This is a genomic window from Streptomyces sp. NPDC079167 (assembly GCF_040686735.1).
Taxonomy (GTDB): domain Bacteria; phylum Actinomycetota; class Actinomycetes; order Streptomycetales; family Streptomycetaceae; genus Streptomyces.
This window is the reverse complement of the sequence record NZ_JBFBLO010000001.1, coordinates 448,496-461,942: the sequence shown is the minus strand read 5'-3', so window position 1 is coordinate 461,942 and position 13,447 is coordinate 448,496. Positions and strand designations below refer to the sequence as shown.

Annotated in this window: 14 protein-coding genes; 7 read left to right on the top strand and 7 right to left on the bottom strand. The window is 70.4% G+C overall.

What is annotated here, in order from left to right:
- Window positions 1-4 precede the first annotated feature (4 nt).
- On the bottom strand, window positions 5-1,423 hold the full coding sequence (locus AB0P41_RS02215) for an MFS transporter (RefSeq protein WP_365929525.1): 1,419 nt from the start codon (window positions 1,421-1,423) through the stop codon (window positions 5-7).
- 204 nt (window positions 1,424-1,627) lie between these two features.
- Here AB0P41_RS02215 and AB0P41_RS02210 point away from each other — a divergent pair, with 204 nt between their 5' ends.
- From AB0P41_RS02210 to era, 3 genes are read left to right on the top strand one after another with little or no spacing between them, the layout of a single operon-like run.
- Window positions 1,628-2,464 carry a helix-turn-helix transcriptional regulator gene (locus tag AB0P41_RS02210; RefSeq protein WP_356707694.1) on the top strand — a complete coding sequence of 279 codons (837 nt, stop codon included), beginning with the start codon at window positions 1,628-1,630 and terminating at the stop codon, window positions 2,462-2,464.
- 49 nt (window positions 2,465-2,513) lie between these two features.
- Window positions 2,514-2,867, top strand: coding sequence for a cytidine deaminase (locus tag AB0P41_RS02205; protein WP_356707668.1), 354 nt, complete (start codon window positions 2,514-2,516; stop codon window positions 2,865-2,867).
- 51 nt (window positions 2,868-2,918) lie between these two features.
- Entirely contained in the window at window positions 2,919-3,893 is a 975-nt protein-coding gene (gene era, locus AB0P41_RS02200) for a GTPase Era (protein WP_356707667.1), read from the top strand.
- A gap of 132 nt (window positions 3,894-4,025) precedes the next feature.
- On the opposite strand, the gene AB0P41_RS02195 is transcribed toward era, so the two are convergent.
- Window positions 4,026-4,292, bottom strand: coding sequence for a protealysin inhibitor emfourin (locus tag AB0P41_RS02195; RefSeq protein WP_356707666.1), 267 nt, complete (start codon window positions 4,290-4,292; stop codon window positions 4,026-4,028).
- Between the two features lie 62 nt (window positions 4,293-4,354).
- On the bottom strand, window positions 4,355-5,431 hold the full coding sequence (locus tag AB0P41_RS02190) for a M4 family metallopeptidase (RefSeq protein ID WP_365929522.1): 1,077 nt from the start codon (window positions 5,429-5,431) through the stop codon (window positions 4,355-4,357).
- A 292-nt stretch (window positions 5,432-5,723) separates the two neighbouring features.
- On the opposite strand from AB0P41_RS02190, the gene leuA reads away from it, so the two are divergent.
- From leuA to AB0P41_RS02170, 4 genes are all read left to right on the top strand, one after another.
- The gene (leuA, locus tag AB0P41_RS02185; protein WP_356707664.1) at window positions 5,724-7,517 is read left to right on the top strand and encodes a 2-isopropylmalate synthase; all 1,794 of its coding nucleotides are present in this window, start codon (window positions 5,724-5,726) and stop codon (window positions 7,515-7,517) included.
- A 202-nt stretch (window positions 7,518-7,719) separates the two neighbouring features.
- Window positions 7,720-8,421, top strand: a complete 702-nt coding sequence (locus AB0P41_RS02180; protein WP_356707663.1) for a TerB family tellurite resistance protein — start codon at window positions 7,720-7,722, stop codon at window positions 8,419-8,421.
- A 75-nt stretch (window positions 8,422-8,496) separates the two neighbouring features.
- A complete protein-coding gene (recO, locus tag AB0P41_RS02175) occupies window positions 8,497-9,243 on the top strand; it encodes a DNA repair protein RecO (RefSeq protein WP_104785535.1) in 747 nt (248 codons plus the stop codon).
- A 22-nt stretch (window positions 9,244-9,265) separates the two neighbouring features.
- Window positions 9,266-10,078, top strand: a complete 813-nt coding sequence (locus AB0P41_RS02170; protein WP_356707661.1) for an isoprenyl transferase — start codon at window positions 9,266-9,268, stop codon at window positions 10,076-10,078.
- A gap of 63 nt (window positions 10,079-10,141) precedes the next feature.
- On the opposite strand, the gene AB0P41_RS02165 is transcribed toward AB0P41_RS02170, so the two are convergent.
- The 4 genes from AB0P41_RS02165 to AB0P41_RS02150 form a co-directional block, all read right to left on the bottom strand.
- Window positions 10,142-10,576, bottom strand: a complete 435-nt coding sequence (locus AB0P41_RS02165) for a transcriptional repressor (RefSeq protein WP_356707660.1) — start codon at window positions 10,574-10,576, stop codon at window positions 10,142-10,144.
- Between the two features lie 65 nt (window positions 10,577-10,641).
- Window positions 10,642-11,541, bottom strand: coding sequence for a metal ABC transporter permease (locus AB0P41_RS02160; RefSeq protein WP_356707693.1), 900 nt, complete (start codon window positions 11,539-11,541; stop codon window positions 10,642-10,644).
- Window positions 11,541-12,317: a metal ABC transporter ATP-binding protein gene (locus AB0P41_RS02155; RefSeq protein ID WP_356707659.1), complete on the bottom strand. Its 777-nt coding sequence runs from the start codon at window positions 12,315-12,317 to the stop codon at window positions 11,541-11,543. The genes AB0P41_RS02160 and AB0P41_RS02155 overlap by 1 nt, the downstream gene beginning before the upstream one ends.
- Window positions 12,318-12,359: 42 nt before the next feature.
- The gene (locus AB0P41_RS02150; protein ID WP_365929519.1) at window positions 12,360-13,331 is read right to left on the bottom strand and encodes a metal ABC transporter substrate-binding protein; all 972 of its coding nucleotides are present in this window, start codon (window positions 13,329-13,331) and stop codon (window positions 12,360-12,362) included.
- Window positions 13,332-13,447: the final 116 nt, after the last annotated feature.

The following is a 13,447-nucleotide window of genomic DNA, read 5'->3' as shown; positions in this document are numbered from 1 at the left end:
GGACTCAGCGGGCCCGCCGCAGACCGGCGCCCACCGCCAGCCCTGACACGACCAGGACGACCGCCGCGACGGCCACCACCAGCCGTACGCCCTCGAACAGTGAGCTTTGCGTGGTCGACAGAACCCCCAACAGCGGGATCCCGACCGTGATCCCCACCTGCTGGGTCGTGGTGACCAGGCCGGTCGCCAGGCCCTGTTCCTCGTTCGGCACGCCGGAGGTCACCGTCAGTCCGTAGGCGATGATGGCGCCCAGGTGGAAGGCGCTGGCCGCGGACACCGCCACGGTGGCCAGCCAGACACCGGAGTCCTCGCCCAGGCCCAGCAGCGACCCGGTGAACACGCCCTGACCGATCAGGGAGAGGACCAGTGTCCGGCGCGCGCCGATCCGGCCGACGATCCCCGGGGCGTAGACCCCGGCGGCGACCGAGGCCAGCCCCTGGACCCCGAAGACGAGCCCCGTCCCGAGGGCGGACAGTTCCAGCAGGTCCTGGAGGTACAGGGTCAGGACGAACACGATCGTGCTCATCATCGAGAACGTGGCCAGACCGCCCAGGTTGCCGAAAGCGACCGTACGGCGCCGCAGCATCGGCAGAGAGACCAGCGGGGCCGCCGAGCGGGACTCGACGACCACGAACGCGGTCAGCAGGACCACTCCCAGCACCAGGGTGACCAGCACGTCCACGCCGCCGAAACCGCGCTCGGCAGCCGTCGAGAGCGAGTAGATCAGGGCGAGCAGACCGCCGGTGACGGTGACGGCACCCGGCACGTCGAGCTCGGGCCGGTCCGGCGTACGCGACTCGCCCAGCACCTTCGGGGCCAGCACGAACACGATGACCGCGGCGCCGGTCAGCAGCCCCATCGTGGAGCGCCAGCCCAGCGTGTCCGTGAGCACGCCGCCCGCCACCATCCCGACGGTGAAGCCCAGCGAGAGCAGCGTCCCGCTGATGCCCAGCGCCCGGTCACGCAGCGGGCCTTCGGGGAACGTCGTGGTCAGCAGCGACATCCCGGTCGGCACGATGGCGGCGGCTCCGAGCCCCTGGAGCGCCCGCCCGGCCAGGAAGGACGCCGGGTCCCAGGCCAGCGTCGCCAGCAGCGAGGACGCCCCGAAGACGGCGAGCCCCGTGAGGAACAGTCTGCGCCGGCCGTAGAGATCGGCGATCCGGCCGAAGAGCAGCAGGAAACCGCCGGACGGCAGGGCGAACGCGGTGACGGCCCACTGGAGCCCGGACCGGCTCAGTACCAGGTCCTCGCCGAGGACGGGCAGAGCCACATTCAGTACGGAGAAGTCGAGCGCCACCATGAACTGGGCGGCGCACAGCACGAAGAGCACCAGCCGGTCCCGCCCGGAGAGCGCGGGCGGCGCGGGGGCCGGGGGAGTGGCGGCGGCGGAAACAGGAGCGGGAGTCGGGGTTTCGATCGGCATGTCCCACACCCTGGATGCGCCGGAATATCCGTGGGGAGCGGGCACTTATCCTGTTGCCCGCACCACCAGGCAGAGGCACGGCACGGACACCAGGGGGAGTACGTGGCTTCACCGGCCCAGAACAGCTCACCGGCGCAGAACGGTGCGGTCCGGACCACCACGGTACGGACCGGCACCGACGACAAGTCCCACCGGCTCGGCGAGCTGCGTGAGTTCCTGATGAGCCGCAGGGCCCGGGTCACCCCGGCCGAGGCCGGCCTGCCGGACGGCGGGGCGCGCCGCCGCACGCCGGGCCTGCGCCGCGAGGAGGTCGCCGTCCTCGCGGGCGTGGGCGTCTCCTGGTACCAGTGGCTGGAGCAGGGCCGCGACATCACCGTGTCACCGCAGGTCCTGGACGCCGTGGCCCGGGTCCTGCGCCTCAGCAGCGCGGAGCGCCGCCATCTCTACGCCCTGGCCGGACTCAATCCGCCGGCCCTGGAGGTCGATCCGGCCCACCAGGACATGTGCGGGGGGCTGAACCGGCTCATCGACGCCTGGATGCCCTTCCCGGCCCACATCATGGACCGCTACTGGAACACCGTGGCCTACAACGACGCGGCGTCGGCGGTGCTCGGCATGCGCCCCGGGATCGTGCAGAACTGCATGATCGCGTTCTTCACGGACCCCGTCTACCGGGCCAGGTCGAAACACTGGGAGACCATCGCCCATCAGGTCGTCGCCCAGTTCCGGGCCGCGTGCTCCGAGCACCCGGGGGACGAGGGATTCCGGGCCGTGGTCGCCGAGGTGAGGGAGCTCAGCCCCGAATTCGCGGCGCTCTGGGACCGGCGCGACGTCACCCCGGGCGGCCAGGTCCGCAAGGAACTCCAGCATCCGCTCGTCGGCACGCTGTACGTCGAATCCACCCAGCTGCGGGTGCCGGCGCGCCCGGACCTGGTGATCGTGCTTCACACGCCGCTCCCGGACACCGGCACGGAGGCCAAGCTCCAGTGGCTCGACTCGCCCGAGGGCCGGCGCGGCTCGATGTACCCGGTCCCGGGATGAACGGACCCCGTCGACGGATAGGCGCACGCCCCCTTCGTATGCTCAGCACATGACCGACAGCACAGACCTCGGCGCCGAGGACCGCAAGATCGTCACTCTGGCGCGCAGCGTCCGCGCCCGCAACGGAGTGCCGGAGGGCGCCGCCGTACGGGACGAGACGGGACGTACGTACGCCGCCGGGACCGTGACCCTGGACTCGCTGAAGCTCAGCGCACTGCAGACCGCCGTCGCGATGGCGGTGGCCGGAGGCGCCACGTCCCTGGAGGCGGCGGCCGTCGTCTCCGAGGCCGCGACCTCCTCGGACGCCGACCGGGCCGCCGTCCGTGACCTGGGAGGGCCCGGCACTCCGGTGCTGCTCGCGGGGCCCGACGGCACGCTCCGGTCCACGACCGCCGCGGGCTGATCCGGGCCGGCGGCGCCCTGCTGTGCAACGCCGCCGCCGGGATCGGGGAGAATGGGCGCCATGAGCGCTCGACCGAACACAGAAGCTGCTGCGCAGCAGGCTGAGAACACCGCCCCCCACCGGGCCGGCTTCGCCTGCTTCGTGGGCCGCCCCAACGCGGGCAAGTCCACCCTCACGAACGCTCTGGTCGGTCAGAAGGTGGCGATCACCTCCAACCGCCCCCAGACCACCCGGCACACGGTGCGCGGCATCGTGCACCGCGACGACGCCCAGCTGATCCTGGTCGACACGCCCGGACTCCACAAGCCGCGCACGCTGCTCGGGGAGCGGCTGAACGACGTCGTGCGGACGACCTGGGCCGAGGTCGACGTCATCGGCTTCTGCCTGCCCGCCGACCAGAAGCTCGGCCCCGGCGACAAGTTCATCGTCAAGGAGCTCGCCGGGATCAAGAAGACCCCGAAGATCGCGATCATCACCAAGACCGACCTGGTGGAGTCCAAGGCGCTCGCCGAGCAGCTCCTCGCCGTCTCCGCGCTGGCCGACGAGCTCGGCTTCGAGTGGGCCGAGATCATCCCGGTCTCGGCGGTCAAGGACCAGCAGGTGAGCCTGCTGGCCGACCTGATCGCCCCGCTGCTTCCCGAGAGCCCCCCGCTCTACCCGGAGGGCGACCTCACCGACGAGCCCGAGATGGTCATGGTCGCGGAGCTCATCCGCGAGGCCGCGCTGGAGGGCGTACGGGACGAGCTTCCCCATTCCATCGCCGTCGTCGTCGAGGAGATGCTGCCCCGCGAGGACCGCCCGGCGGACAGGCCGCTGCTGGACATCCACGCGAACGTCTACATCGAGCGGCCCAGCCAGAAGGGCATCATCATCGGCCCGAAGGGCAAGCGGCTCAAGGACGTCGGCACCAAGTCGCGCAAGCACATCGAGGCGCTGCTGGGCACACCGGTCTTCCTGGACCTGCACGTGAAGGTCGCCAAGGACTGGCAGCGCGACCCGAAGCAGCTGCGGAAGCTGGGCTTCTGAGCGGGGTCCACGGGCCGCCGGCCGGAGGCCGGCGCAGCCGTGCGAAGCCGCTGCGGAAGCCGGAATCCTGATGCCCGGGTTTCCGACCCCGGTCCGCCGGGCCCTGCGGGGCCCGGCCCCGTCGGCGCCGGCCTACGCGCCTTCCTTGAGGACCCGGGAGATCAGCGTCCGCTGCGCCTCGGTCAGCTGAGGGTCCGCACAGTCGACCGTCCGGTCGCCCACCGTGATCCGGTAGCGGAAGCCGTCCGGCACACCGGCGGGCGGGCCGCCCCGGCCGGCGGCGAGCGCCGACTCGGCCAGGGCCTCCCAGTCGCCCGCGTCGGGCCGCCCGGAGGTCTCGATCTCGCCGTGGCGTGCGATGCCGGCGAACCCGCCGGTCCGGCTCACCTTGATGCGCATGCGTACCGGCTCCTGCCTGACACCTCGACCCCGCTCGGACGGCTCCGCGTGTATCTACCCGGTCAGCGGGTGGGCACGCCCACCTCCGACCAGGCCTTGAGCACCGCCTCGGCCTCGTCGCCCTCCCCGAACCTGTGCTGCGCCGCCGCGACGGTCAGCTTGGCGAAGTCCGTGAAGGACGCGTCCTGGGTCAGCTCACCGCCTGTCAGCACGTCGAACCAGATCCGCCCCGCCCGCTCCCAGGCGTTACCGCCGAGCGCCGTGGCCAGCAGGTAGAACGCCCGGTTGGGGATGCCGGAGTTGATGTGGACCCCGCCGTTGTCCTCGTCCGTCTCGACGTAGTCGTCCATCGACCCGGGCTGCGGGTCCTTCCCGAGCACATCGTCGTCGTACGCCGTGCCCGGAGCCTTCATCGAGCGCAGCGCGACGCCGCTGACCCGGGGGGCGAGCAGTCCCGCGCCGATCAGCCAGTCGCCCTGGTCCGCGCTCTGGCCCAGTGAGTACTGCTTGACCAGCGAGCCGAAGACGTCCGAGACGGACTCGTTGAGCGCGCCCGACTGTGCCTGGTACGCGAGGTTGGCCGTGTACTGGGTGAGGCCGTGCGCCAGCTCGTGGGCGATCACGTCGATCGCGACGGTGAAGTCGAGGAAGATCTCGCCGTCGCCGTCCCCGAAGACCATCTGCTCGCCGTCGAAGAACGCGTTGTTGTACTTCTCGTCGTAGTGCACGGAGCCGATGAGCGGCAGCCCCTTGCCGTCGATCGAGCTGCGGCCGTACTCCGTGAGCAGCAGATCGAAGGTGGCGCCGAGTCCCGCGTACGCACGGTTGACGCTGGCGTCCTGGGTCGCCTCCTCGCCCTCGTCACGGACCTTGACACCTGGCAGGTCCGTGCCGTGCCTGCAGTCGTAAAGGGTGCGGTGGGGCTTGGCGGGGACCGGGTCGGAGGTGAGGACGGCCTGGGGGGTCCAGGCCAGGGCGGTCACCCGCCGGTGATGGCGTCGGGCCGCGTCGGCGTCCAGGGTGCGCCGTGCGGGATCGGCCAGGAGCGGATCGTCTGCCTGGGACAGCTTGTCGAGGAGGTGGGGCGGCACGATGGTGCAGAAGACGGGCTGGAACCCGTTGTTCGGTCGAGGCTGCATGCAAATGACTGTGGCACTCCGTCACCGCGCTGTCACTGGTTGCGATCGTGATTGACGAAATAGAGTGATGTATCACTGTTCCGCCTCCATGAAGAGGCGATCCCGCATACTGATACGGACCGACGCACCAGGCGCCCCTCGGTTAGTGTTGCCGCATCATGCGTTTCGGGCTGCTCCTTCTTAGCTGCCGCGGCGAGGGCCTGTAGTCGTAGGCCGGCTCCCTCCCCGCGGAGTTCGCTGTTGCAGCGACACAGTCGGCCGCCCCTGCTGGACCTCAGAGGAGCCGTACGCCATGACCGCAGTGAATCCCCCCGCGCACACCGATGCCGTCCCCGCCCCCGTCGGTGGCCCCACCCCGGTGACCAACGCGAAGCAGCTGCAGAAGCCTTCCGGGATGCCGGTCCACAAGTACCGCGGTTACGAGGCCGTGGACATCTCCGACCGCACCTGGCCGGACAACCGCATCACCGTGGCGCCCCGGTGGCTGTCCACCGACCTGCGTGACGGCAACCAGGCTCTGATCGACCCGATGTCGCCGGCCCGTAAGCGCGAGATGTTCGACCTGCTCGTACGCATGGGCTACAAGGAGATCGAGGTCGGCTTCCCGTCCTCCGGCGAGACCGACTTCGCGTTCGTACGCTCCATCATCGAAGAAGGCGCGATCCCCGAGGACGTGACCATCTCCGTCCTGACGCAGGCCCGCGAGGAACTGATCGAGCGCACCGTCGAGTCGCTGGTCGGTGCGCGGCGCGCCACCGTCCACCTGTACAACGCCACCGCCCCCACCTTCCGCCGTGTGGTCTTCCGCGGCTCGAAGGAAGAGGTCAAGCAGATCGCCGTGGACGGCACCCGCCTGGTCATGGAGTACGCGGACAAGATCCTGGGCGACGAGACGATCTTCGGCTACCAGTACAGCCCGGAGATCTTCACCGACACCGAGCTGGACTTCGCCCTGGAGGTCTGCGAGGCCGTCTGTGACGTCTGGCAGCCGGAGGAGGGGCGCGAGATCATCCTCAACCTGCCCGCCACCGTGGAGCGTTCGACGCCCTCCACCCACGCGGACCGCTTCGAGTGGATGTCCCGCAACCTGACCCGCCGCGAGTACGTCTGCCTGTCCGTCCACCCGCACAACGACCGGGGCACCGCCGTCGCCGCCGCCGAGCTGGCGATCATGGCGGGTGCCGACCGCATCGAGGGCTGCCTGTTCGGCCAGGGCGAGCGCACCGGCAACGTCGACCTGGTGACCCTGGGCATGAACCTCTTCTCGCAGGGCGTCGACCCGCAGATCGACTTCTCGCAGATCGACGAGATCCGCCGCACCAGCGAGTACTGCAACCAGATGGAGGTCCACCCGCGCCACCCCTACGCGGGCGACCTGGTCTACACCGCCTTCTCCGGCTCCCACCAGGACGCCATCAAGAAGGGCTTCGACGCGATGGAGCGGGACGCGGCGGCGCAGGGGAAGACCGTCGACGACATCGAGTGGGCGGTGCCCTACCTGCCGATCGACCCGAAGGACGTCGGCCGCTCCTACGAGGCGGTCATCCGGGTCAACTCGCAGTCCGGCAAGGGCGGAATCGCCTACGTCCTGAAGAACGACCACAAGCTGGACCTGCCGCGCCGGATGCAGATCGAGTTCTCCCGGATCATTCAGGCCAAGACCGACGCCGAGGGCGGCGAGGTCACCCCGACCCAGATCTGGTCGACCTTCCGGGACGAGTACCTGCCGAGCCCCGAGAACGCCTGGGGACGCGTGCAGATCCGCTCGGGTCAGACGACGACCGGTTCCGACGGCCAGGACACGATCACCGTCGAGGCCACCGTCGACGGCTCGGACACGGTGCTGACCGGCACGGGCAACGGCCCGATCTCCGCGTTCTTCGAAGCGCTGCAGGCCATCGGCATCGACGCCCGTCTGCTGGACTACACCGAGCACACGATGAGCGAGGGCGCGAGCGCGCAGGCCGCCTCCTACATCGAGTGCGCGATCGACGGCAAGGTGCTGTGGGGCATCGGTATCGACGCCAACACCACGCGCGCCTCGCTCAAGGCGGTCGTCTCCGCGGTCAACCGCGCTACCCGCTGATCCCGTCACGCGGCATTCCGGGCATACATCCGATACGCCGCTGAACTGCCCGGCCCGAGAGCCCCGTTCACCCGCCGAGGGTGGACGGGGTTCGGCCATATCCCGGGGTTTTGACCTCCGGGATACTGACGCCACATCACGCATGTGGCTAACATCACGTCCAGCGCGGCAATGTTGCCGTGGGGTTACGGAGGTGTGCGACGTGCGGACAGCCAAAGGACAACGCGCCGTAGGACCGCGCCTCTACGGCATCCGTACCGTCTGGGACACCGTCGGCGACGGGGAGTTCTTCTGCCCGTGCTGCGGGGGAGACCGCAACTACCGGCGCCTCACGGGACGCCACCGCCTCACCGTCCTCGGGCTGCCGCTGCTCGCCCGGGGAAGCGCCGGGCCCGTCGTCGAATGCGCCGCCTGCGGGACGCACTTCGCGCCCGACGCCCTAGACCACCCCACCACCACCCGTTTCTCGGCCATGCTGCGGGAGGCCGTGCACACCGTCACGCTCGCCGTGCTCGCCGCGGGCGGCACCACCTCCCGTACGGTCCTGGAGACCGCCGCGGCCACCGTCCGCGACGCGGGACTCGACGACTGCTCCCAGGAACAGCTCTTCACCATCGTCGAGGTGCTCGCCGCCGACACCGGGCCCGGCGACGGCACCGACCCCGCGGCCGAGGCCTGCGGCGCCGCCCTCGCCATAGAGCTCCACGAGGTCCTGAAGCCGCTCGCGCCGCACCTGGCCGTGCCCGGCCGCGAGGCGCTCCTGCTGCGCGGCGCCAGGATCGCGCTCGCCGACGGGCCGTACAGCCAGGCGGAGCGCGAGGTGCTGACCACGGTGGGCGGCGCGCTCCAGCTCTGCCCGGCGGACACGGCGAAGCTGCTGGAGGCGGCGCGTACGCCTTCGTAGGCCCTCGTACGCCTCCCCCCGGGCCCCGTACGCTCTCGGCGGCCTGCCGGTGCTCGGATGGGCGACAATGGGTGCATGAGCTTGTTCCGGGACGACGGCGTCGTGCTGCGTACGCAGAAGCTGGGCGAGGCCGACCGGATCATCACGATCCTGACCCGCGGCCACGGGCGGGTGCGTGCCGTGGCACGCGGGGTGCGCCGCACCAAGTCCAAATTCGGGGCGCGGCTCGAACCCTTCTCCCACGTGGACGTGCAGTTCTTCGCGCGCGGCAGCGAGCTGATCGGCCGGGGCCTGCCCCTCTGCACCCAGAGCGAGACGATCGCTCCGTACGGCGGCGGGATCGTCTCCGACTACGCCCGCTACACCGCGGGCACCGCCATGCTGGAGACCGCGGAGCGGTTCACCGACCACGAGGGTGAGCCCGCGGTCCAGCAGTATCTGCTGCTCGTCGGCGGGCTGCGCACCCTCGCCCGCGCCGAACACGCGCCGAACCTCATCCTGGACGCGTTCCTGCTGCGCTCCCTGGCCGTCAACGGCTACGCCCCCAGCTTCGTCGACTGCGCCAAGTGCGGAATGCCCGGCCCGAACCGGTTCTTCTCCGTCGCGGCGGGCGGCGTCATATGCGGCGACTGCCGGGTGCCCGGCAGCGTCGTACCCTCGGCGGAGGCCGTCGAGCTGCTGAGCGCGTTGCTCAGCGGCGACTGGGAGACGGCGGACGCGTCCGAGGCGCGCCATGTCAGGGAGGGGAGCGGGCTCGTGTCCGCCTATCTGCACTGGCATCTGGAGCGCGGCCTGCGCTCGCTGCGGTACGTGGAAAAGTGACACAGGGAGACGAGAGAAGCCCATGGCAGTACGCGGGATGCTCGGTGGCCGTAACCGGCGTGAGTACAAGACCCCCGAGCCGCACCCCTCCGGCGCCACCCCGCCGAAGATCCCCGGCGAGCTGGTGCCCAAGCACGTCGCCGTCGTGATGGACGGGAACGGCCGCTGGGCCAAGGAGCGGGGTCTTCCGCGCACCGAGGGCCACAAGGTAGGTGAGGGCGTCGTCATGGACGTCCTCAAGGGCTGCATCGAGATGGGCGTCAAGAACCTTTCGCTGTACGCCTTCTCCACGGAGAACTGGAAGCGTTCGCCGGACGAGGTGAAGTTCCTGATGAACTTCAACCGCGACGTCATCCGGCGCCGGCGCGACGAGATGGACGAGCTCGGCATCCGGATCCGCTGGGTCGGCCGCATGCCCAAGCTGTGGAAGTCCGTCGTCCAGGAGCTCCAGGTCGCCCAGGAGCAGACGAAGGACAACGACAGGATGACGCTGTACTTCTGCGTCAACTACGGCGGCCGGGCCGAGATCGCCGACGCCGCGCAGCGCATCGCCGAGGACGTCGCGGCGGGGAAGCTCGACCCCGCGAAGGTCAACGAGAAGACGTTCGCGAAGTACATCTACTACCCGGACATGCCGGATGTGGACCTCTTCGTGCGTCCCAGCGGCGAGCAGCGCACGTCCAACTACCTGATCTGGCAGAGCGCGTACGCCGAGATGGTCTTCCAGGACGTGCTGTGGCCGGACTTCGACCGGCGTGACCTGTGGAACGCCTGTCTGGAGTTCGCCCGGCGCGACCGGCGCTTCGGCGGGGCCGAGGAGATCACCAAGGCCTGACACGACGTGGAGGGGGCCCCGTCGCCGGGGCCCCCTCCGGGGCCGGTCGTCCTGTGCCGTGGCTCAGCCCTTGGCGCCCGCGCAGTCCGAGCAGGTCCCGAAGATCTCCACCGTGTGGGCCACGTTCACATAGCCGTGCTGCGCGGCGATGGTCTCGGCCCACTGCTCCACGGCGGGACCCTCCACCTCGACGGCCTTGCCGCAGACGCGGCAGACCAGATGGTGATGATGGTCACCGGTCGAGCACCGCCGGTAGACCGCCTCACCGTCGGTCGTGCGCAGCACGTCGACCTCGCCGGCGTCGGCGAGGGACTGGAGCGTGCGGTAGACCGTGGTCAGCCCGACCGAGTCACCCCGGTGCTTGAGCACATCGTGCAGGTCCTGGGCACTGCGGAACTCGTCGACCTCGTCGAGCGCCGCCGCGACCGCCGCCCGCTGCCGGGTGGACCGGCCGCGCACCGGAGCCGCGTTCGTGCCACTGATCGGCGCCGTCGCCACAGCTGCCTCCTCATGTCGCCCGTACGTATGTCGGGCCATTGTGCCAGCCCGCCCCGGCGGCACGGTCACACCCGAACGTCGTCCGAGGCCGGGCGGGCCGCCGGTACCTCAAGGGTGCACCGGTCCTCCTCGCTCTCGCGGCCCTTGGCGCGCCTGCGGGCCAGCGGCGTGGCGAGCGCCGTCAGCAGGACGAACGCGGCGATGGCCAGCAGCACGATCGTCGCGCCGGGCGGCACGTCCTGGTAGTACGAGGTCACGGTGCCGGCCAGGGTGACGGCCGTACCGATGACGACGGCGAGGACGAACGTCACCCTGAAGGACCTGGAGATCTGCTGGGCGGCGGCGACCGGCACCACCATCAGCGCGCTGACCAGCAGCAGGCCGACGACCCGCATGGCGACGGTGACGGTGACGGCTGCGGTCACGGCGACCAGCAGGTTGAGCGCGCGCACGGGCAGCCCGGTGACCCGGGCGAACTCCTCGTCCTGGCTGACCGCGAAGAGCTGCCGCCGCAGCCCGACGGTGACCAGCACCACGAAGGCGGCCAGCACGACGATCGCGGTGATGTCCTCCTCGGAGACCGTGGACAGGGAGCCGAAGAGGAACGAGGTCAGGTTGGCGTTGGAGCCGGTGTCCGAGAGGTTGATCAGCATCACTCCGCCCGCCATGCCGCCGTAGAACAGCATGGCCAGGGCGATGTCGCCGCGCGTGCGTCCGTACCAGCGGATCAGCTCCATCACGACCGAACCCGCCACGGCGACCAGCGTCGCCATCCAGACGGGGTTGGTGGAGAGCAGGAAGCCGAGGCCGACGCCGGTCATCGCGACGTGCCCGATGCCGTCGCCCATCAGGGCCTGGCGGCGCTGGACCAGGTAGATGCCGATGGCGGGGGCGGTGATCCCGACCAGGACGGCGGCGAGCAGTGCCCGCTGCATGAAGGGGGGGTTCAGGAATTCCAGCATGATCAGGTCAGCAGTCCCGTCCGGACGGGCTCGGAGGCCGCGTGGGGGTGTACGTGGTCATGGCCGGGCAGCGCGTGCTGGCCGACGGCCTCGGGGGGCGGCCCGTCGTGCGTGACACAGCCGTCGCGCAGGACGATCGCCCGGTCGATCAGCGGCTCCAGGGCGCCGAGCTCGTGCAGGACGAGCAGCACGGTCGCCCCGCCTGCGACCTGCTCGCGCAGCGTCGTGGCGAGGATCTCCTGGCTGGCCAGGTCGACGCCGGCCATCGGCTCGTCCATGATCAGCACCTCGGGTTCGGCGGCGAGCGCGCGGGCGATCAGGACCCGCTGGTGCTGGCCGCCGGAGAGGGCGTTCACGGAGTCCCTGGCGCGGTCGGTGAGCCCGACGAGCCCGATGGCCCGGTCCACGGCCGCCCGGTCGGTCTTGCCGAGCCGTCCGAACCTCGTACGCGACAGCCGCCCCGAGGCGACGACCTCGCGGATCGTGGCGGGGACGCCGCCCGCCGCCGTGGTGCGCTGCGGTACGTATCCGACGCGTCCCCACCGGCGGAAACGGCGCAGCGGCGTGCCGAACAGCTCGACGGTCCCGCCGGTGAGCGGCACCTGGCCGATGACGGAGCGTACGGCCGTGGACTTGCCGGAGCCGTTGGCCCCGAGCAGGGCGACGACCTCGCCGCGGTGGACGGTGAGGTCGACACCGCGCAGCACCGGGCGGGCGCCGAGCGTCGCCGTGGCTCCGCGCATGCTGATCACGGGTTCTGGCGTACTGGGCTCAGGCATGGTCGCCTCCGGTCCTGCGGCTGGTTCGGGGTACTGCTCGGGTCACTTCGCGCCGAGGGCCTTCTGCAGCGCGGCCAGGTTGGACTCCATGACCTCGATGTAGTCAGCGCCCGCGGACCTGTCGGTGATTCCCTCCAGCGGGTCGAGGACGCCGGTCTTCAGGCCGAGGTCCTTCGCCAGGGTCTTGGCGGTCTTGTCGCTGGCGAGCGTCTCGAAGAATACGGTGGTGGCCTTGCTCTCCTCGGCGACGTGGTGGATCTCGTCGATCCGGGCGGGGCTGGGCTCGGCCTCGGGGTCGATGCCGGCGATGCCCTCCTGGGTGAGGCCGTAGCGCTCGGCGAGGTACCCGAAGGCGGAGTGCGTGGTGATGAACGTCTTCGTCGCGGTGTTCTTCAGCCCGGTCTCGTACGCCTTGTCCAGCTTGTTCAGCTCGGCGACCAGGGTCTCGGTGTTCTTGCGGTAGTCGGCGGCGTTGTCCGGGTCGGCCTTCTCGAGCGACTTCCCGACGCCTTCGGCGACCTCGGCGTACTTCACCGGGTCGAGCCAGATGTGCGGGTCGAGGCCCGCCTCCTCCTCGCCCTCGTGCTCCTCGGCGTGCTCCTCGGCGCCGTGGTCGTGTCCGTCGACCTCGGAGCCGTGGCTCTCGAGCGTGGTGAGGCCGGCCGCGTCCACGGTGTTCTTCACGCCGGCCTGCGTGACGGCGTCGTCCACGGCGGGCTGGACGTTCTTGAGGTACAGGATGTAGTCGGCGTCACCGAGGCCGCCGATCTGCTTGGGGGAGAGCTCCATGTCGTGCGGCTCGACGCCCGGCTTCGTCAGCGAGGTGACGGAGACGTGCGATCCGCCTATCTCCTCGGCGAGGAACTGCATCGGGTAGAAGGACGCCACGACGTCCAGCTTGCCGCCGTTCCCGCCCTCGGCCGCGTCGGAGGAGGAGCAGGCGGAGAGCGCGGTGAGGCCGAGGGTGACTGCTCCGGCGACGGCGGCTGTGGGTATGAGGCGACGTACGTTCATGACAGTCATTTTCAACAAAAGTGGAAACGATTGTCAACAAGGCTGATGAGATGCCCGGATCCGGACCCGGTGACCGCGATGCGCCCCACCGATTTGATATGGGGGGTGCGCCCGCC